Raw genomic sequence first — 19,812 nt, forward strand, 5'->3', positions numbered from 1 at the left:
CTCGCCTCGCCGATGTCCTCTCCCCTCACCGCACCGACCAGCAACGGAGCCTCTCGGATGTCTCAGACCGCCACCACTTCCACCGTCTCCTCGAGCTCCGTGGACCTGTCTCGTACCGCGTTGGGTATCGAGCTTGGTTCGACCCGTATCAAGGCAGTGCTGATCGATCCTGCTGGCACGGTCCTGGCATCCGGGGCCCATGACTGGCAGAGCTCGCTGGTGGAGGGGGTGTGGACCTACTCCCTGGAGGAGATCGTCACCGGCCTGCAGTCCGCCTACGCCGACCTGGCCAAGGACCTGGAGCGCACCCACGGACTGCCCCTGACCACCACCGGCGCCATCGGCGTCTCCGGCATGATGCACGGCTACATCCCCCTGGACGCCGACGGCCACCTCCTGACCGCCTTCCGCACCTGGCGCAACACCATCACCGCCGACTCCGCCGCCACCCTGTCCGACCTGTTCGGCCTCAACATCCCCCAGCGCTGGACCGTCTCCCACCTCCACCGCGCCGTCACCACCGGCGAGGAGCACGTCACCCGCATCGACAAGGTCACCACCCTGGCCGGCTACATCCACTGGCGCCTGACCGGCCACCACGTCCTCGGCGTCGGCGAGGCCTCCGGCGTCTTCCCCATCGCCCCCGACGGCACCTCCTTCGACCCCACCATGCTCACCGCCTTCGACCAGGCCGTCACCGTCCCGTGGTCACTGGCCCACGTCCTGCCCGCCGTCGCCCTCGCGGGCCAGGACGCCGGCACCCTCACCCCCGACGGCGCCGCCCTGCTCGACCCCACCGGCACCCTCCAGCCAGGCGTCCCCCTGTGCCCCCCGGAGGGAGACGCCGGCACCGGCATGGTCGCCACCGGCGCCCTGCGCCCCCGCACCGGCAACGTCTCAGCCGGCACCAGCGCCTTCGCCATGATCGTCCTGGACAAGCCCCTACGCACCCTCATCCCCGAGATCGACCTCGTGTCCACCCCCACCGGCCACCCCGTCGCCATGGCCCACGCCAACAACTGCACCTCCGACCTCAACGCCTGGGTCGAGGTCTTCTCCCAGTTCGCCACCGCCCTGGGCCACCCCGTCGACCGCGGCCCCCTGTTCGACCTCCTCCTGACCGCCGCCGACACCACCACCATGGACCAGGCCGGCACCATGTCCTACAACTTCCTGTCCGGCGACGCCCTGGTCGGTCTGAACGAAGGACGCCCCCTGACCATGCGCCGCCCCGACGCCGCCTTCGGCCTGGCCGGCCTCATGCGCTCCCACCTGTTCGCCCTGTTCGCCTCCATGGCCCACGGTGTCCAGATCCTGCGACGCACCACCGACGTCTCCATCGACACCATGCACGCCCACGGCGGCATCTTCAAGACACCCCGCATCCCCCAACAGGTCCTCGCCGCCGCCTTCGACACCCCCGTCACCGTCTCCACCACCGCCTCCGAAGGCGGGGCCTGGGGCATGGCACTCCTCGCCGGCTACAGCCAGTGGGCCACCGACACCCCGCTCGAGGACTGGATCGACACCATCACCAGCACCGACGACCAGGCCCTCGCCCTCCAGGCCACCCCGGAACAAGTCACCGAGTACCAGCACTACCTCGACCACTTCGTCAACGGACTACCCCTGCAAAAGACCGCCGTCGAGGTCTTCTGAGCAGGTACGCGCGCCAGGAAGGCCGGCTCAGGACCAGTACCTCCAGCAGGCCTCGCGCTGGGGCGGCGCCCAGGACCTGTCAGGTGTGGACACCTCACCGCTGGTCGCCGAGACGACCAGCGCCGCCAGGTCCGGCTCGCCCCGCTCGGCGCAGTCGTGGGCGAGCATGTGCAGCAACGGCCCCATGTGCCGGGGAAGAACCAGCCCACCGATGGACCGGCTGAGCTCGCCGTAGGTGATGACCTCGCCGTGGCCCGCGACCTCCACCAGGACCTCGCGGGCCCGCGCTGTCGCCTCAGCCAGCCGCGGGGTGAGGGTGTGGTTCCGCTCCCCCACCGGGTAGCGCTGGCCGACGACGAGTGCGAGCCTGGCCTGAGCACCTGCCGTGGCGCTGGTGCGAGGACTGGGGCGGGGCGTCGACTCGTGGGTCACGGTCCCATCGTGCCTCACGCACCTGTCACACTGTGCCCATGAGCAAGCAGCAGTACCTGACCGTTCCTGTACGCGGGGAGATCAGGCTCGGTCAGTTCCTCAAGCTCGCAGGTCTTGTCGAGGACGGCGCCGAGGCACGCCTCGCCGTCCAGTCCGGTGATGTACGGGTCAACGGCGAGGTCGAGACCCGACGCGGCCACCGCCTGGCTGCCGGGGACGTCGTGGAGGTCACGCTGCCCGCACAGACGGCGGGCGCCGTCGTCGGCACCGAGGAGTAGCTCACCAGACCTACGGGCCAGACACCGCGAGAGCCAGCGGCTCAGTGCCGCAGGCACCCCGGGCCCAGCAGGGCCTTGACGTCAGAGTAGAAGGCCTGGGACGCCTCGACCCTGAGCGAGCTGCTCAGCTGGGTGCGTACCTCACGGTACTTGCTCGTCAGCGTCAGACGGACAGGGCTCATGCCCGGGTGCTTCTCCAGCACCGTCTTGAGCTGGTCAATGAGCGGGCCGGTGCAGCGGTTGGTCGGCAGCGTGAGCGTCACGGACTCGTGCGTCGCGCTGGACACGTCCGGGATCGTCATCTCCTGGACCGCCAGCGCCACCTGTCCGTCACGGCGGTTGACCCGGCCGCGCAGCGTCACCACGGTGTCCTGGGCCAGCATGGTGGAGACGGTCTGGTAGGTCGCCGGGAAGAACAGCGCCTCGACGCTACCGCCCAGGTCCTCGATCTGGGCGATGGCCCACAGGTTGCCCTGCTTGGTGGTCTTGCGCTGCAGGGAAGTGATGAGGCCGGCGACCGTGACCATGGCGCCGTCGGGTCGCTCCTCGTTCTCCAGCAGGTCCGCGATCTCGACGTCGGCGAGCTTGGAGAGCATGCCTTCCAGGCCCAGGAGCGGGTGGTCGGAGACGTAGAGACCGAGCATGTCACGCTCAAAGGCCAGCTTGTCCTTCTTGTCCCACTCCGGCAGGTCCGGGACCTCGGAGGAGAAGACGGGACCGGAGCCGAAGGCGGCCTCCTCCTGGGCCTGACCGCCGCCCAGCGAGGCGAAGAGGTCGAACTGCCCCACGGCCTCGTTGCGCTTGACCCCGATGATCTCGTCGACGAAGTCCTCGTGGCACGCCTGCAGGGAACGGCGGGACCTGCCCAGGGAGTCAAAGGCTCCGGCCTTGATGAGGGAGTCGATCGTGCGCTTGTTGCACACCACGGCGGGTACCTTGTCCAGGAAGTCCTCAAAGCTGGTGAACTCGCCCTGCTCCTCGCGGGCTGCCACGATCCCGTCGACGACGTTCGCGCCGACGTTGCGGATCGCCCCGAGCCCGAAGCGGATATCCGATCCGACGGCGGAGAACTGGGCGCGCGAGGCGTTGACGTCGGGGGGCAGCACCTTGATGCCCATGTGGCGGCACTCGCCCAGGTACAGGGCCAGCTTGTCCTTGTTGTCCTTCTGGCTGGTCAGCAGGGCCGCCATGTACTCGGTCGGGTAGTGGGTCTTGAGGTACGCGGTCCAGTAGGACACCACGCCGTAGGCCGCCGAGTGCGCCTTGTTGAAGGCGTACTTGGCGAAGGGCACCACGACGTCCCACAGGGTCTTGACGCTCTCCCTGGAGAAGCCGTTGGCAACCATCCCGGCCTCGAACTCGACGAACATCGTGGCCAGGATGTCCATCTTCTTCTTACCCATGGCCTTGCGCAGGGCGTCGGCCTTGCCCATCGTGAAGCCCGCCAGGTCGGTGGCGATCTTCATCACCTGTTCCTGGTAGACGATGAGGCCGTAGGTGTTGCCCAGGATCGGCTCGAGAGCCTCCTTGAGCTCGGGGTGGATCGGGGTGATCTCCTGCTGGCCGTTCTTGCGCAGGGCGTAGTTCGTGTGCGACTCCGCGCCCATGGGACCAGGCCGGTAGAGGGCGCCGACGGCGGAGATGTCCTCGAAGTTGTCAGGCTTCATCAGCCGCAGCAGGGTACGCATGCCGCCGCCGTCGAGCTGGAAGACGCCCAGGGTCTCCCCGCGAGAGAGCAGCTGGTAGGTCTCGGCGTCGTCCAGGGCGACGTGGTCGATGTCCAGCGGCTCCTTGCCGTTGGCCACGATGTTCTCCAGGGCGTCGGAGATCACCGTGAGGTTGCGCAGCCCCAGGAAGTCCATCTTGAGCAGACCCAGGTGCTCGCAGGTGGGGTAGTCGAACTGGGTGATGTAGGCGCCGTCCTGCAGGCGCTGCATCATGGGGATGATGTCGGTCAGCGTGGCGCTGGACATGATGACGGCGCAGGCGTGCACGCCCCACTGGCGTGTCATCCCCTCCAGGCCCTGGGCCAGCTCGACGATCTTCTGGGCGTCCGGGTCCTCGGCGTGCAGGGCCCGGAACTCCGCGGCCTCGCCGTAGCGCTCGTCCTCGGGGTTGAAGATGCCCTTGATGGTGATGTCCTTGCCCATGATGGTGGGGGGCATCGCCTTGGTCAGGCGGTCACCGACCGCGTAGGGGTAGCCCATGACGCGGCTGGAGTCCTTCAGCGACTGCTTGGCCTTGATGACGCCGTAGGTGACGACCTGGCTGATCTTGTCCGCGCCGTACTTGGCCTTGACGTAGTCGATGACCTCCTCGCGCCGGCGCTCGTCGAAGTCGACGTCGATATCAGGCATCGAGATACGCTCAGGATTGAGGAAGCGCTCGAAGATGAGCCCGTGAGCCAGAGGGTTGAGCTCGGTGATGCCCATGGCGTAGGCCACCATCGAGCCGGCACCCGACCCACGGCCCGGTCCCACGCGGATGCCGTGCCTCTTGGCCCAGTTGATGTAGTCGGCCACCACGAGGAAGTAGCCGGGGAAGCCCATCTGGACGATGACGCCGATCTCGTACTCGGCCTGCTTGCGACAGTCCTCGGGGATGTCACCGCCGAAGCGCTCATCCATCCCCCTCCAGCACTCCTTGATGAACCAGGACTCCATGGTCTCGCCCTCGGGCACGGGGAAGGCCGGCATGAAGGAGGCGCCCTCGTCCACCGTGGCGAAGTGGACGTCGCACTGCTCCGCCACGAGCAGGGTGTTGTCGCAGGCCTGCGGCATCTCCCGGAAGAGCTCGCGCATCTCCCGGCCGGGGCGCAGGTAGTAGGTGTCGCCGTCGAACTTGAAGCGGTCGGGGTCGGAGAGCACCGAGCCGGAGTTGATGCACAGCATCGCGTCCTGGATGGTGCGATCCTCAGGACGCACGTAGTGGGAGTCGTTGGTCGCCAGCAGGGGCGCGCCGATCTCCTTGGCCAGGCGCAGCAGGTCCTTGGTCACCCGCTGCTCGATCTCCAGGCCGTGGTCCATGAGCTCGACGTAGAAGAACTCCTTGCCGAAGATGTCCTGGAGCTCTCCGGCGCAGCGCAGCGCCTCCTCCCACTGGCCCAGGCGCAGGCGCGTCTGGATCTCCGATGACGGGCAGCCAGAGGTCCCGATGAGCCCGGCGGCGTAGCGCTGGAGCAGCTCGCGGTCCATGCGCGGGGACTTGCCCCACTGGCCCTCCAGGGAGGCGTAGGAGTCCAGGCGCATGAGGTTGTGCAGGCCCTCGTCGTTGCGCGAGAGCAGCGTCATGTGCGTGTAGGAGCCTCGGGCGGAGACGTCGTCGCTGCGCTGGGACTCCTCCCCCCAGAACACGCGTGTCTTGTCGAACCGCGAGGTCCCGGGCGTCATGTAGGCCTCGACGCCGACGATCGGCTTGATGCCGGCCTTGCGCGCGGCCTCGTAGAACTCGTAGGCACCGAACATGTAGCCGTGGTCGGTGATGGCCAGCGCCGGCTGCCCGAGCCTCTTGGCCTCAGCGACGTAGTCCTTGATCTTCCCGGCGCCGTCGAGCATCGAGTAGTCCGTGTGGACGTGGAGGTGGACGAAGTCGTCCCGGGGTGCCGCAGTCGCCTCGGTGCTCGGATCAGCCATGGACCCATCCTAGGGTCAGGCCGATGTGGTCAGCGGGTGAGGAACCTCGCCATGTCCTGGTGCCAGATGCCGGCGTCGAGGTACCGGCGCCCGTCCACCGGAGCGTAGCCGCAGCGTGCGTAGAAGCCCATCGCCTGCTCCTGGGCCGAGAGCACCATCTCAAGCCCGTTCCTGCCTGCCGCGTCCAGGGCGACGAGCCGTTCCACCGCCACCTGCTCGACGGCGGCCACGAGCCTGGCCCCCAGGCCGGTGCCTCGGGCCTGCCTGCGAACCGCCAGCCGCCCCAGGTGGAGCCGGCCGGGGCTGTCAGGATCCGTCAGCAGCCGCGCCGTGCCCAGCGGCGTGCCGTCAGCCGCGCTGGCCAGCACGTGCACCGTCGTCGGGTCGTCGTCGCGCGCGTCGACCTCCAGGACGAAGGGCACGTCCTGCTCGTCGACGAAGACCTCCAGCCGCACCAGGGCCGCACCACGTCGTACCGCGTCAGCCTCGGGCCCGACGGCGTCACCCGTCACCGTCCGGATGCTCACGGGCTCGTGTCCGTCCAGGTCCTCGTCCAGGTACCGGTCCGCCTTCATCTCAGGGCAGCCTCAGCACGTCCAGGGCCTGGACGAGGTCGTCGGGGTACGGGCTGACAAAGGTCATCCACTCTCCTGTGACCGGGTGGGCCAGTCCCAGACGGTGGGCGTGCAGCCACTGGCGCACGAGCCCGGTGCGCTGGGACAGCGCCGCGTCGGCGCCGTAGGTCTCGTCACCCACGCAGGGGTGGCCGAGCGCAGACATGTGGACACGGATCTGGTGGGTGCGTCCGGTCTCCAGGTGCACCTCGACAAGGTCTGCCACCGGCACGGACTCGATGACGTCATAGTGCGTGACCGACTCCCGACCGCCGTCGATGATCGCCATCTTCCACTCACGGCTCGGGTGACGGCCGATCGGCGCGTCGATGGTGCCGGAGGAGGGGTCGAGGTGCCCCTGGACCAGGGCGTGGTAGACCTTGTCCACCTCGTGCTCGCGGAAGGCTCGCTTGAGCACCGAGTAGGCCCGCTCCCCCTTGGCCACGATCATCGCGCCTGAGGTCCCCACGTCCAGCCGTGAGACGATCCCCTGGCGCTCAGCGGCACCGGAGGTGGCGACCTGCACGTGCATCGCCTTGAGCGCACCGAGCACGTCAGGGCCGTCCCACCCCATCGAGGGGTGCGCGGCGATACCGGCGGGCTTGTCGACGACGACGACGTCCTCGTCCTCATACAGCAGACTCATCCCCTCCACGGGTGTGGGGGTCGGACCGACCGGTCGGGGATCAGGCAGGTCGATCTCGATGAGGGCTCCTACAGGCAGGCGCTCGGACTTACCGAGGGGCGTCCCGTCCAGGCGCACGGCCTCCTTCGCGCACAGTTCGCTCACCTTGGAGCGCGACAGCCCCGTCATCCGAGCCAGCGCGGCGTCCGCACGCTCACCGACGAGGCCGTCGGGGACCGGGAGAAGCCGCAGGCTCATGCCGTCTCCTCGCCGCCAGAAGGCTCGTCGGTCGTGGTCCGCTCCGTCTCCTCCGGCCGCCCTCCGCGGGTGCCGTCCAGCTCCAGGCCGTACAGGGAGAGCACGATGATGGCGGCTGCGGCCACGACGATCGCGATGTCCGCGACGTTGCCGACGAAGAGACCTCCGTAGTCGATGAAGTCCACGACGTGGCCGCGGAAGACGCCGGGGGCACGCACCAGCCGGTCGATCAGGTTGCCGACGGCGCCGCCCAGCACGAGCCCCAGCGTCACGGCCCACCAGCGCGAGGCCAGCCGCCGTGAGGCACGGAGCACGATCACCGTGACGACGATGGCCACAGTGGTCAGGATCCAGGTCTGCCCCGTGGCCATCGAGAAGGCTGCCCCGGGGTTACGTACCAGGACCAGCCCGAGTACCTCACCCAGGAGCGCCACCCGGTGGCCGTCGGCCAGCGCGTGAGCGGCCCAGGCCTTGGTCACCTGGTCGATCACGATGACGAGGAGGGCGACCGCCCACAGGATGGTGACGCTAGGTGACCGACGACGCCGTCGCGATCGTGCCGCCGTGTCCGTCCGCTGGCCGCGGGCTGAGGAGCCTGCCATATCGGGGAGAAGGTCCTTTCTCATCAGCGTGCGAGGGCGGCGCCCCTGGCAGGGGCGCCGCCCTCGTGAGGTGGTCAGCAGCGGCTGCGCGTCACAGTGACGGCGCGTTGGAGGCGCCGGCGCCGTCCTCGACGTTGGTCAGCAGGCCCTGCAGGTAGCTCTTCAGACGCGTGCGGTAGTCGGACTCGAAACGACGCAGCTCGTCGATCTTGTGCTCCAGGCCGGAACGCTCCTTCTCCAGCTGAGCCAGGGTGCGGTTGCGCTGGTCCTCGGCCTCGCGCACGATCTGCTCACCGGTCGTGCGGGCCTCGGAGACGATGCGCTCACCCTCGGCCTTGCCGTTGGCGACGTGCTCGTCGTGCAGGCGCTGAGCCAGCTCGAGCATGCCGGAGGCGGCCACCGGCTCCTCACCGCTGGAGGCGACAGGCTCAGGGGTCGCCGCGGCGGCCTGGACCACGGGCTCAACGACCTGCGGCTGAGCGGCCGGGGCCTGCGCCGCGGCCTCACCAGCGTCAGCCAGGCGGGCGTTGGCAGCCTCCAGCTGCGCCTTGAGGTCGGCGTTCTCTGCCTCGAGCTGACGCATGGCCTCGACGACCTCGTCAAGGAACTCGTCAACCTCGTCCTGCTCGTATCCCTCGCGGAACTTCGTCGCCTGGAACTTCTTGTTGAGGACGTCGTCTGCCGTCAGCAGCGTCATAGTCGTCACCTCGGTGTCGTTACGGAAGATGTCACGAGCACCGGATCGACCGGGTACTCATGCGAACAGAGTACCTGAACTTAAGGTTCAGGCCACATTGAAGAGCTGACCGGGATGAGGATCCCGGCCGCCAACCAGCATATCGTGACCGCGGCATGCACCCAGGTAGCAGAGCGCAGGCTCCTGCACGTCGGGTCACAGCCTCGCCACCATCCCCAGGAGGACCTGGAGGACCACGATGACGAGGTAGAGGGCGATAAAGCTGAGGTCGATCCCCATCCCGCCCGCTCTGAGCACCGGCACCACGCGTCGCAGCCAGCGCAGCGGCGGGTCGGTCAGCGCGTAGACGAGGTTCGCCAGGACCAGGACCACTCCCCGTGGCCTCCACTGCCGGGAGAAGAGATCGACCCAGTCCAGCACCACGCGCCCCAGCAGGACCAGGACGTACAGGCTGAGCAGGCTTTGCGCGATGACGACGACAGGAACCAGCACCGTGGCCCTCGCCTCGCTCAGCTCTGGTTGAAGAAGCGGTCCTGCGCCACCGTGGTGGCCTGGCCGCCGTCGGTCTCAACGGTAGCCGGGGTCAGCAGGAACACACGCGGGGTCACGCGCTCGATCGCGCCGTGCAGGCCGAAGACGAGGCCCGCGGAGAAGTCGACCATACGACGGGCGTCGGACTCGCTCATGTTCGTGAGGTTGACGATGACGGGCACGCCGTCGCGGAAGGACTCCCCGATAACGCGCGCCTCGTTGTAGGTCGAGGGGTGGACCGTGACGATCCGGCGCAGGTCAGGAGTCTGGGAGAGGGCAGCACCAGGCTCGTCAAAGGCCTCGTAGCCACCCAGGTCAGTGGCCTCCTCGTCCATCGGGACAGCCACGGGCGAGGCGTAGTCGTCGAAGCGCTCACCGTCGTGCAGCCCCTCGTCGTAGCCGTCCTCAGCGGGCTCGGAGTAGCCGAGGAAGTTGGTCATCTTGCGCAGCGCGCCGCTCATGTGTTCGCTCCTGTGTCCTGCCGGTCCTGGGGCGGTCCGGACAGCATGACGCTATCGGTGCCGCGCCTGTCCGCGCCCCATTGAATTCGGCGTGTCACACCGGCTTCCCGCCAGGACCACGCCTGCCAGGCGTCCGGTGAGGCCGTCACGCCGGTAGGAGTAGAAGCGCTCGTCCTCGTAGGTGCACCACCCTGCGCGGCTCACGTGCTCCACCCCCGCCCGCTCCAGCTGCGCCTGGACCCCGGCAGCCACGTCCAGACCCGGGGTGCCCCACCGGGTCCGGGACCCGCAGGCAGGCTCACGGGCGAGGCTGTCCACCTGCATCGCCTCGGGAACCTCGTAGCAGGAGCCGCAGATGCACGGGCCTATCGCGGCCCACAGCCCACGGGGCCCGACGCCACGACGTGACAGTGCCGTCAGGGTCGCCTCAACGACACCGTCGAGCATGCCGCGCCGACCGGCGTGGACGGCCGCCACCAGGCCTCCGTCCTGGGAGGCGAGCAGAAGCGGTACGCAGTCAGCCACGAGCACCCCTGCCCCGGCGACGCCCTGGCACACGGGGTCAGACAGGTCCAGGACCAGCGCGTCCGCACGCGGGACGTCACTCAGCCCGGCTCCGCGGTAGGCGGTGGCGACGGTGGCTGAGTGCACCTGGTCCATCCAGGCCAGGACCCCTGACCGCCCTGCGTCGTCGCCACGCTCCCCCAGTCCCAGCGCTGCCTCCAGCGCCCGCCTGGCCGCCCGCACGCGCCTCGGGTCGTCACCGACGTGCGCAGCGAGGTTGAGACCCTGGTACGGGTCGTCCTGTGCGGCTTCCTCTGCCCCGTTGGTCACGGGCCGCTGTCGGGTGGTGAACACGCCCCTGGCGCAAGGGCCCAGGTCCACAGTCAGGAGGACGGGCGCGACGACGCCCCCTGCCTCGGGCGCGGACCGGGGCGAGGGGGCGTCATCAGTCACGAGGCGGCCTCAGCGCAGGAAGTCAGGAAGGTCGATCTCGTCGTCCTCGGCGTCCGCACCCATGACGCGCGGCACCTCCAGCTCCGGGGTGGCCTCCGGCGCCAGGTCGTCGACGTAGGCCGGGACCTCGCTGGTGGGGGCGGTGAGGACGGCCGGCGCCGGGGCGGGCACCTGGGCGACAGGCCGGGTCACCGGGTTCTCAGCGGCGTGGGCCCCGCGGGCCGGCGCCTTGGGAGCCGGGGAAGCAGCCGGCTGGGACTCCGCCCCGGTGCGGGGCTCGCGGCTCAGAGCGCCTTCCAGGCTCCCGGCGGAGACAGGCTCGGCATCGAAGCCAGCGGCGATGACGGTCACGCGCAGCTCGTCACCCAAGGCGCCGTCAACGACGGCACCCACGATGATGTTGGCCTCGGGGTGGACAGACTCGCGTACCAGCTCGGCACCCTCGGAGACCTCGAACAGGCCCAGGTCGGAACCGCCCTGGAAGAAGAGCAGCACACCGTGGGCGCCGTCGATGGAGGACTCCAGCAGCGGGGAGGCGATGGCCTGCTCGGTGGCGGCGAGCGCGCGGCCCTCTCCCGTGGCCGAGCCGATGCCCATCAGGGCGCTGCCGGCGTCCTGCATGACGGACTTGACGTCGTTGAAGTCGACGTTGATCAGGCCCGGGGTGGTGATGAGCTCGGTGATGCCCTGCACACCCTGGAGGAGGACCTGGTCGGCCTGCTTGAAGGCGTCGACGACGCTGATACCGCGGTCGGCGATCTGCAGCAGACGGTCGTTGGGGATGACGATGAGGGTGTCGACGGCCTCGCGGAGGTTCTTCACGCCGTCGTCGGCCTGGGTCGCGCGGCGGCGCCCCTCGAAGGCGAAGGGACGGGTCACCACACCGATGGTCAGCGCGCCGAGCTCACGGGCGACACGAGCGACCACGGGCGCGGCACCGGTTCCGGTGCCACCTCCCTCGCCGGCGGTGACGAAGACCATGTCCGCGCCGTCGAGAGCCTCACGGATGTCGTCCTCGTGGTCCTCCGCGGCCTTGCGGCCGATGGAGGGGTCCGCCCCCGCACCCAGGCCACGGGTCAGGTCACGACCGACGTCCAGCTTCGTGTCGGCGTCGGACATCAGCAGGGCCTGGGCGTCGGTGTTGACGGCGATGAACTCCACGCCGCGCAGCCCGGACTCGATCATGCGGTTGACGGCGTTGACGCCGCCGCCGCCGACGCCCACCACCTTGATAACTGCCTGGTAGTGCTGGGACTCCGCCACTGTGTGCCTCCGCGCTTGGTACCGAGCCGCTTGGGCTCCCCGACCCTCAACCTCAAGTTGAGGTAGATACTTATGTCATTCTCTCGATGACGGGAGTAACGCTATGGGCCGGCAAGGCCCCCGGCCCGGATTTGGCTCGGCGTGTTCAGGGCGTGTTCTCCGCCTCCTGCCCGGCACTGAGCAGGACGCTCAGGACGTGGTCGGGCTGTGCGGCGAGGAGACGTCGTAGACGCTCGCCTCCTGTCCCAGCAGCACCTTGAGCACCTGGGCCTTGAGAGCCAGGTCCTGGCTGTCGCCCCACTGCACCTTCGCCCCGCTGGCCAGGACCAGCGAGACCTGCCCCGACGACGAGGCGGAGCCGGAGACGACCTGGGCACGGGTGGCCACGTCGAGGGCACCCACGGTCTGCGCCACGGCAGCCACCTGGGTCCCGCTCAGCCCTGCCCCCTCCGGGTCGGTGACCTGGACGAGCCCCTGCGGAGCGGCGTCCACGGTCTCCAGGACGACGGCGTCGCCGTCGAGCACCCGCCAGGTCCGGTCCACCTGGTGGGCCGCTACAGGAACCCGCATCGTCAGCGCGACCGACAGCCCGTGGGGCCAGGAGCGCGTGACCTGGGTCGAGCGAACCCGCACCAGAGCGTCGGTCACCGTCCGCCCCGCCTCACGCAGGTCCAGGCGCAGCAGGCTCGTTCCCTCCTGCCCGGCCAGCAGGTCACGCACCTGCTGGGTCGAGACGGAGCCGTCAGAGCCCGAGACCGTGACCTGGGAGGTTCGCAGCCCCAGCAGCGGGGAGAGCAGCAGCGCCCACACGACCACAGCAACCACCACGAGGACCGCGGCGCCAGTCCGCACGCGCCGCCGTCGCAGCGCCCACAGCGCCCGACGACGCTCGGCCAGCCGGTCTGCCAGCCCCGTAGACACCACCCGGTCACGGGCGGTGCCGGTGTCCGCCTGCTCACGCTCCCCCCGGCGCCCGTACAGGGACAGGTCCGTGCTGCCGTCATGACGCCACGGCTCCCGAGGGCTCGTCACCTCCCCACGAGACGGCGCCCGCAGGGCGTCGGCCTCTCCAAGGGCCTGGCGCCCAGGTTGCCCGGAGGAAGGCTCAGGCCGCGGCGCGCTGGGCTTCCTCACGCTACCTCCCCGCCCGAGTCGCCCGGAGCACGCTCGCACAGACGTGCGAGCGCCACCTGGCCCATCTCCGTGACGTCGCCGGCCCCTACCGTCAGCAGCAGGTCACCGGGCCGCGCCATGTCAGCCAGGCTGCGCGCCGCCTCGACGCGGTCCGCCACGTACCGGGCCGTGCCAGGCGCCTTCTCGCTCACCAGGCGGCCGGTGACCTGCGGGTAGTCCTCCTGCGTCTCCCGGGCCGGGTAGACGGCGGTGACGACGGCGACGTCCGCCAGCCCCAGCGCCTGGCCGAAACGCTCGGCGAAGGCCTGGGTACGCGAGAACAGGTGGGGCTGGAAGAGCACCAGGACCCGTCCGCCCCGGGCTGCGGCGACCTCACGTGCCGCCCGCAGCAGCGCCTCGATCTCTGTGGGGTGGTGGGCGTAGTCGTCGACAACGCGCACGCCGCCGGCCTCACCACGGTCCTCGAAGCGCCGCCGGGTCCCACCGAAGGAGGCCAGGGCCCTCGCCATCTGCTGCTCGTCCACCTCCAGCTCCAGGCCGCAGGCCCATGCAGCAGCGGCGTCAAGGGCCACGTGCTCGCCGGGAGCCGACAGCCTCAGCTCCACAGGCTCCTCGTGCGTGGTCGCGCTCGTCCAGCGGACCAGGCTGGAGCGGGTACCCGTGGCCAGGTGCTCGTGTATCTGCAGCTCGACGTGAGCCTCACCGACAAGACCCTGACCAGGGAGCTCAGCCGGCGTGCAGCACCCGTAGGTCACCACGCGTCGTCCCTCCTCGGCGACGGCCAGCGCCAGCGCCAGCGCACCAGGGTCCTGCGTGCAGGAGATGAGCAGGCCGCCGGGCACCAGCGCGCGGGCGAAGTCGAGGAAGGCGCTCTCGAAGGCCTCACGCGTGCCATAGGTGTCCAGGTGGTCAGGCTCGACGTTCGTGACGATCTCGACCGCCGGGGTGTAATTGAGGAAGGAGCGGTCGGACTCGTCGGCCTCGGCGACGAAGGCCGGCCCCGTGCCCAGGTGCGCACCGCTGCCCAGCGCGCGCACGACCCCACCGATCGCGAAGGAGGGGTCCTGGCCGACGGCGGTCAGCGCCTCCGCCAGCATCCCTGAGGTCGTGGTCTTGCCGTGGGCTCCGGCCACCGCGACCATGCGCCGGCCTCGGGCCGCCAGGGCCAGGGCCTGGGACCGGTGGATGACCTCCTGGCCCCGGGCTCGGGCCTCAGCCACCTCAGGGTTGGTCTCCTTGATCGCCGTGGAGACCACGACGGTGGCCTGTTCCGGAACCGCCGCAGCGTCATGCCCCACGTACACCTTCAGCCCCTGGGCCCGCAGCTGCTCCAGCGCCGGACCGGAGCTGGCGTCGGAGCCCGTCACGTCTGCTCCCTGCTCAGCCAGGAGCTGAGCCAGGACGCTCATTCCCGCCCCCCCGACCCCGATGAGGTGGAAGGCACGACCGGTCAGGGCCTGGCCGTCAGAGTCCTCGTGCGTCGTCGTCATCTGCTTTCTCCTCCCTCAGGCCTGGCCGGGACGGTGGCTGCTGACGGTCTCACGCACGAGCCTGGCCAGCCGGGCCGCACCGTCACGGACCCCGGTCGACGCGGCGGCCTGCGCCATCTGCGTACAGGCCGCAGGATCAGTCAGCACCTGGGTGAAGGAGACGACTGCCTGGACGTCCAGCTGGGCGTCGGGCACCAGCCGTCCGCCGCCGGCCCGGACGACGTCGGCGGCGTTGAGGCGCTGCTCACCGTTGCCCACAGGCAGGGGCACGTAGAGGGCCGGCAGTCCCAGAGCGGTCAGCTCGGCCACCGTGCCCGCACCTGACCGGCAGATGACGCCGTCGGCGCAGGCGTAGGCCAGCTCCATCCGGGTGAGGTAGTCCAGGACGTGGTAGCGGCTGGCGTCCCGCTCGCTGATGCTGCCGCTGGCCGCTGCGGCCTCAAGCGCGTGACGCACCGCGCCGTCCTTGCCTCGGCCTGTCAGGTGCAGCACCTGCAGCTCGTGGGGCAGCCGTCCCAGGGCCTGGGTCAGGACCTCGTTGAGCCGCTGGGCTCCCAGCGAGCCCCCGGTGACCAGCAGGGTGGGCGCCTGCGGATCCAGTCCCAGGGCCTGGGCGCCCTCACGCCGGGTAAGGCCTGCCTCCTGGCTGGTCGCGCCCGCTGCGACCAGCTCGGCGATCGCCGGGCGCAGCGGCAGCCCGGTGACCTCCGTGCGGCCGTGACGGGCAGCCAGCGGCGTGGAGGCGAAGGTGAGGGCCACGGCGCTCGCCCAGCGGGCACCCAGGCGGTTGGCCAGGCCGGGCCGTGCGTTCTGCTCGTGGATCACGACCGGGAGGCCTGCCTGTCGCGCAGCGAGATAGGCCGGGGTGGACACGTAGCCACCAAAGCCGACGACGACGTCAGCCTCGATGCTCTCCAGGGCCTGACGCGCGGCTGCCACCGCCCCGCGCAGCCGTCCCGGCAGCCGTACCAGGGCCGGCCCCGGACGCCTGGGCATGGGCACGCGTGGCACGAGGGCGAGCTCGTAGCCTGCCTGCGGCACGAGCTCGGACTCCAGCCCCTCCTTCGTGCCCAGGACGAGCAGCCGCGTCTCCTGGCCGCCACCCAGAGCCGGGTCCCTCAGAGCCGCGGCCGTGGCCAGCAGCGGGTTGACGTGGCCGGCGGTACCGCCTCCGGCGAGCAGCACTCGAAGCGGGTGGTCCTGGGTGTCAGGCACGGTTCCTCCTGCGGGATGTCACGACGGACAGGCTACGACGCACGGCCCCGGCCCTGGCCGCGAAGGCCTCGGGCGCGCCGGGCTCCTGACGCGCGAAGGACAGCAGCACGCCGATGGCCAGGAGCACGAAGATGAGCGAGGACCCGCCTGCGCTGATCAGCGGCAGAGGCACGCCCAGCACCGGCAGCAGCCCGACGACGACGCTCATGTTGACCAGCGCCTGCCCCACGATCCAGGCCATGATGCCACCGGTCACCACCGAGACGTACAGGTCGTTGCTGCGGCGGATGATGCGCACGCAGCACCAGCCCACCACGGCAAAGAGCACGATGACGACGACGGTGCCTACCAGGCCCAGCTCCTCGCCCAGCACGGCGAAGACGTAGTCGGAGTCGGCCTGGGTGAGGTAGCCCCACTTCTGCCGGGAGGAGCCGGGCCCCACCCCGCCCCAGCCACCGGTCCCCATGGCGTAGCGGCCGTGGAGAGGCTGGTAGCCCACGTCCAGAGGGTCGGAGCCGGAGGGGTTGAGCCAGGCCATGATGCGCGCACGCCGGTTGGCCGAGAGCATCGTTCCCGCGGCGAAGCCCACCAGGCCCACTCCCCCCAGCACGAGGAACCAGCCTCGTCCCAGACCAGCCATCCACAGCGCCCCGGCCATGAGCATGGCCATGATGACCACGGTGCCCAGGTCACCGCCGCCCAGGACGAGCGTGATGGCTGCCGCTGCCGGCGCGAGCATGAGCAGGGTGCTCCTGACCGAGGAGAACCGACCGCCGCGGCGCGCCACGGCCCACCCGGTGTACAGCGCCAGCCCGAGCTTGATGAACTCCGAGGGCTGGGCGGTACCGATGAGAGGCACCGCCACCCAGTTGCAGTTCCCGCCGGCGCAGCGACTGGCCCCGGGGACGAAGACCAGGCACTGCAGCGCCATCGACGTCGCCAGCACCGGCAGCGTCACCTTCTTGAGCAACGGGATCGTGGCACGCGAGGCGGCGAGCATGGCGGCCAGGCCCACCAGCGCGATGACCAGGTAGCGAGCGAAGGCTGCGTAGGCGTTTCCGCCCTGAGCCGCTACCGTCACCGACTGGACCGAGAAGACCATGATCAGGCCCAGGACCAGCAGGAACAAGGAGGAGATGAGCAGCGTGTAGTAGGTCAGGGAGGCCTTCTCCCCCGGCACCGGGCCGTCCGGCCCGGTCAGGGTCCGCCACCACGGGCGTGAGCGCTGCGAGCGTGCCTGAGGCTGGTCCTGCCTCATGGCTGACGGTCCTGGTCGTCCTGCACCGTGCGACCTGCCTGGCCGGCTCCTGCCTGGAGGCGTGCGGCACGGGCGAACAGGTCACCGCGCTCGGCATAGCTGCGGAACTGGTCCCAGGAGGCTGCAGCGGGCGCCAGCAGCACCGTGTCGCCGCTGCGCGCCGTGGCGGCGGCCAGGCGGACCGCCTCGTCCATGACCTCGCCAGGCTCGCCCGGCCGTACCACGGTCAGAGGCACCTGGGGCGCCTCGTCCTGGAGGGCCTGGACCACCTCGGTCGGGTCGGCCCCGATGACGACGGCGCCGCGCAGGTAGCCTCGCACGCTCGCCACGAGGGGGTGCAGGTCCGCGCCCTTGGTGTCACCTCCGACGATCCACACGGCCGTGCCCGGCTCCACCGAGGTCAGCGCGGCCCTGGCAGAGTGGGCGTTGGTGGCCTTGGAGTCGTCCACCCAGGTCACGCCGTCGCCCTGCGCCACCGTCACCAGACGGTGCGCACCGGGCACGAAGGCGCGTAGCCCGCGGGCCACGCAGCCGGGGTCAGCCTGCACCCGGTCGTGAGCCAGCGCCAGGCTCGCCGCGGCCAGGGCGTCTGCCACGACGTGGGCAGGAAGCCTTCCGGACCGTCCGCCCGGGGCCAGGTGCTCCAGGTCTGCCAGGGTCGCCAGCTCGGCTGCCTCGTGGTGACGACGGGGGTACCAGGCCCGGTCCACCATGACGTCCTCAACCAGGCCTACCTGGCCCGGCCCAGGCGCTCCCAGGCCGAAGCCGACGGCGCGGCAGCCCTCGACGACGTCGGCCTCCTCGACCATGCGCAGCGTGGCGGGGTCAGCCAGGTTGTAGACCACGCCGCGCTGGGCGTGGGTATAGACGCGGGCCTTGTCAGCGGCGTAGGCCTCCATGCTCCCGTGCCAGTCCAGGTGGTCCGCCGACAGGTTGAGGCAGGCAGCAGCCAGGGGGCTCAGGCTGTGGGTGGCGTGCAGCTGGAAGCTGGACAGCTCAACGGCCAGGGCGTCCGCCTTGCCCTCGGCGACCACCGAGATCGTGGGTACGCCGATGTTGCCCACGGCTGGGGCGCTCATCCCTGCGGCGGTGAGGATCGCTGAGAGCATGCCGACCGTCGTCGTCTTGCCGTCAGTCCCGGTCACCGTGATCCAGGGGACCTCGGGCCGGGTCGAGCGGTGCAGGCGCCAGGCCAGCTCGATCTCGCTCCAGGTCTCGATACCTCGCGCGCGAGCAGCCTGCATGAGCGCGCCGGTAGCCGGCACCCCGGGAGAGACCACGAGCAGGCGCAGGTCCGAGCTGACCAGGGCCTGGGCCAGGGCGGCGTCGTCACCGACAGCGGCTGCCACGGGCCTCGTGCCGGCTGGAAGCGCCTGGACCGCGTCCTGCCGGGAGTCGAAGACCGAGACCCGGGCGCCCAGGGCCGACAGGACCTCGACGACGGCGGTGCCGGTGCGTCCCAGCCCCACGACGCCCACCTGGGCCCCGGCCAGGTCCTTGACGATGTCGCTGCTCTCGTACGTGACGGCGTTCGTGGTGCTCACGGCTCCTTGCTGGCGTGGTGACGGGGTTGACTGGCTCTCAGCGGGCGGACCGCGACGACCTGCGCACGGTCAGGCCATCCAGTACTCCGCGTAGAACAGGCCGAGACCGGCGACCACGCAGACCCCGGCCACGATCCAGAAACGGATGACGACGTTGACCTCGGTCCACCCCAGCAGCTCGAAGTGGTGGTGGATCGGCGCCATGCGGAAGACGCGCCTGCGCGTGGCCTTGAAGGAGGCGACCTGGATGACGTCGGAGAGGACCTCGGCCAGGAACAACCCACCGATGACCACGGCGAGGAACTCGGTACGTGTCAGGATCGACAGCCCGGCGAAGGCTCCCCCCAGCGCCAGGGAGCCGGTGTCTCCCATGAAGATCTTCGCCGGTGAGGCGTTCCACCACAGGAAGCCGAAGCAGGCTCCCATCAGGGCCGCCGCGATCATGGCCAGGTCACGAGGGTCACGCACCTGGTAGCACATGGTGGCCACGGTGTCGGTGTGCGCGTACTGGCAGGACTGGTTGGACTGCCACACGCCGATGAGGGTGTAGGCGGCGAAGACCATCGCACAGGCCCCGGCAGCCAGGCCGTCCAGCCCGTCGGTGAGGTTGACGGCGTTGGACCAGGCGGTGATGAGGAAGTTCGCCCACAGGACGAACAGGACGATCCCCACAACCGCTCCCCCGGCGGCCAGGTCGATGCTGGAGTCGCGGGCGAAGGAGATGCGGGTCGAGGCAGGGGTCAGCCCGTTGCGGTCGGCGAAGAAGAGCGCGGCGACGGCGAAGACGATGCCGATCAGGGCCTGGCCGACGATCTTCTGCCAGGCCTTGAGCCCGAGCGAGCGCTGGCGGGAGATCTTCTCGAAGTCGTCCAGGAAGCCGATCAGCCCCAGTCCGACCACGAGGAAGAGCAGCAGCACGCCAGAGGCACGAGGGACCCGCATCTCGACCAGGTTCGCCACCGCGTAACCCAGCACGGTGGCCACGATGATGACGAGGCCACCCATCGTGGGAGTGCCACGCTTGGTGAAGTGCCCCTTCGGCCCGTCCTGACGGATGAACTGCCCGTACTCGCGCGCGTGCAGGAAGCGGATCAGCAGCGGGGTGCCCAGAAGCGAGATCATGAGCCCCACCGCGGCGGAGACGAGGATCGCAGTCACAGGC

The 19,812-nt window shown here is 70.1% G+C and carries 18 protein-coding genes; 2 read left to right on the forward strand and 16 right to left on the reverse strand.

The window, feature by feature from the left end:
- Window positions 1-57: 57 nt before the first annotated feature.
- Window positions 58-1,659 carry a xylulokinase gene (locus tag HRL51_RS11890; RefSeq protein WP_172191036.1) on the forward strand — a complete coding sequence of 534 codons (1,602 nt, stop codon included), beginning with the start codon at window positions 58-60 and terminating at the stop codon, window positions 1,657-1,659.
- 27 nt (window positions 1,660-1,686) lie between these two features.
- Here HRL51_RS11890 and HRL51_RS07415 read toward each other — a convergent pair whose 3' ends face one another.
- Entirely contained in the window at window positions 1,687-1,995 is a 309-nt protein-coding gene (locus HRL51_RS07415; protein ID WP_172191936.1) for a hypothetical protein, read from the reverse strand.
- Window positions 1,996-2,129: 134 nt separating this feature from the next.
- On the opposite strand from HRL51_RS07415, the gene HRL51_RS07420 reads away from it, so the two are divergent.
- Window positions 2,130-2,369, forward strand: coding sequence for an RNA-binding S4 domain-containing protein (locus tag HRL51_RS07420; RefSeq protein ID WP_172120879.1), 240 nt, complete (start codon window positions 2,130-2,132; stop codon window positions 2,367-2,369).
- 41 nt (window positions 2,370-2,410) lie between these two features.
- Here the strand turns inward: HRL51_RS07420 and dnaE are convergent, their stop codons facing one another.
- The 15 genes from dnaE to mraY all read right to left on the reverse strand — a co-directional run bounded on the left by dnaE (window position 2,411) and on the right by mraY (window position 19,808).
- Window positions 2,411-6,001, reverse strand: coding sequence for a DNA polymerase III subunit alpha (dnaE, locus tag HRL51_RS07425; protein ID WP_172120880.1), 3,591 nt, complete (start codon window positions 5,999-6,001; stop codon window positions 2,411-2,413).
- A gap of 29 nt (window positions 6,002-6,030) precedes the next feature.
- Window positions 6,031-6,576 carry a GNAT family N-acetyltransferase gene (locus HRL51_RS07430; protein WP_172120881.1) on the reverse strand — a complete coding sequence of 182 codons (546 nt, stop codon included), beginning with the start codon at window positions 6,574-6,576 and terminating at the stop codon, window positions 6,031-6,033.
- A 1-nt stretch (window position 6,577) separates the two neighbouring features.
- On the reverse strand, window positions 6,578-7,498 hold the full coding sequence (locus HRL51_RS07435; protein ID WP_172191038.1) for an RluA family pseudouridine synthase: 921 nt from the start codon (window positions 7,496-7,498) through the stop codon (window positions 6,578-6,580).
- Complete coding sequence (gene lspA, locus HRL51_RS07440) at window positions 7,495-8,100, reverse strand: signal peptidase II (RefSeq protein ID WP_342355646.1); 606 nt, start codon at window positions 8,098-8,100, stop codon at window positions 7,495-7,497. Before lspA ends, HRL51_RS07435 begins: the two co-directional genes overlap by 4 nt.
- Before the next feature lie 91 nt (window positions 8,101-8,191).
- A complete protein-coding gene (locus tag HRL51_RS07445) occupies window positions 8,192-8,797 on the reverse strand; it encodes a DivIVA domain-containing protein (protein ID WP_172120884.1) in 606 nt (201 codons plus the stop codon).
- A 195-nt stretch (window positions 8,798-8,992) separates the two neighbouring features.
- Complete coding sequence (locus HRL51_RS07450; RefSeq protein WP_172120885.1) at window positions 8,993-9,289, reverse strand: YggT family protein; 297 nt, start codon at window positions 9,287-9,289, stop codon at window positions 8,993-8,995.
- Window positions 9,290-9,306: 17 nt separating this feature from the next.
- Window positions 9,307-9,789 carry a cell division protein SepF gene (locus tag HRL51_RS07455; RefSeq protein WP_172120886.1) on the reverse strand — a complete coding sequence of 161 codons (483 nt, stop codon included), beginning with the start codon at window positions 9,787-9,789 and terminating at the stop codon, window positions 9,307-9,309.
- A gap of 51 nt (window positions 9,790-9,840) precedes the next feature.
- Window positions 9,841-10,647, reverse strand: coding sequence for a purine nucleoside phosphorylase YfiH/LACC1 family protein (locus HRL51_RS07460; protein WP_425321753.1), 807 nt, complete (start codon window positions 10,645-10,647; stop codon window positions 9,841-9,843).
- A 108-nt stretch (window positions 10,648-10,755) separates the two neighbouring features.
- A complete protein-coding gene (gene ftsZ / locus HRL51_RS07465; RefSeq protein WP_172120888.1) occupies window positions 10,756-12,009 on the reverse strand; it encodes a cell division protein FtsZ in 1,254 nt (417 codons plus the stop codon).
- Window positions 12,010-12,198: 189 nt separating this feature from the next.
- Window positions 12,199-13,041, reverse strand: a complete 843-nt coding sequence (locus HRL51_RS07470) for a cell division protein FtsQ/DivIB (protein ID WP_244960132.1) — start codon at window positions 13,039-13,041, stop codon at window positions 12,199-12,201.
- Between the two features lie 98 nt (window positions 13,042-13,139).
- Window positions 13,140-14,633, reverse strand: a complete 1,494-nt coding sequence (gene murC, locus HRL51_RS07475; RefSeq protein ID WP_172191044.1) for a UDP-N-acetylmuramate--L-alanine ligase — start codon at window positions 14,631-14,633, stop codon at window positions 13,140-13,142.
- Between the two features lie 15 nt (window positions 14,634-14,648).
- Window positions 14,649-15,848 carry a UDP-N-acetylglucosamine--N-acetylmuramyl-(pentapeptide) pyrophosphoryl-undecaprenol N-acetylglucosamine transferase gene (locus HRL51_RS07480; RefSeq protein WP_172120890.1) on the reverse strand — a complete coding sequence of 400 codons (1,200 nt, stop codon included), beginning with the start codon at window positions 15,846-15,848 and terminating at the stop codon, window positions 14,649-14,651.
- Complete coding sequence (locus HRL51_RS07485; protein WP_172191046.1) at window positions 15,841-17,106, reverse strand: peptidoglycan glycosyltransferase FtsW; 1,266 nt, start codon at window positions 17,104-17,106, stop codon at window positions 15,841-15,843. Before HRL51_RS07485 ends, HRL51_RS07480 begins: the two co-directional genes overlap by 8 nt.
- Window positions 17,103-18,650 carry a UDP-N-acetylmuramoyl-L-alanine--D-glutamate ligase gene (murD, locus tag HRL51_RS07490; RefSeq protein ID WP_172191048.1) on the reverse strand — a complete coding sequence of 516 codons (1,548 nt, stop codon included), beginning with the start codon at window positions 18,648-18,650 and terminating at the stop codon, window positions 17,103-17,105. The genes HRL51_RS07485 and murD overlap by 4 nt, the downstream gene beginning before the upstream one ends.
- 69 nt (window positions 18,651-18,719) lie before the next feature.
- Complete coding sequence (gene mraY / locus HRL51_RS07495) at window positions 18,720-19,808, reverse strand: phospho-N-acetylmuramoyl-pentapeptide-transferase (protein WP_172120893.1); 1,089 nt, start codon at window positions 19,806-19,808, stop codon at window positions 18,720-18,722.
- Between the last annotated feature and the right edge of the window lie 4 nt (window positions 19,809-19,812).

The sequence above is a fragment of the Actinomyces faecalis genome (assembly GCF_013184985.2).
In the GTDB taxonomy this organism is placed as follows: domain Bacteria; phylum Actinomycetota; class Actinomycetes; order Actinomycetales; family Actinomycetaceae; genus Actinomyces; species Actinomyces faecalis.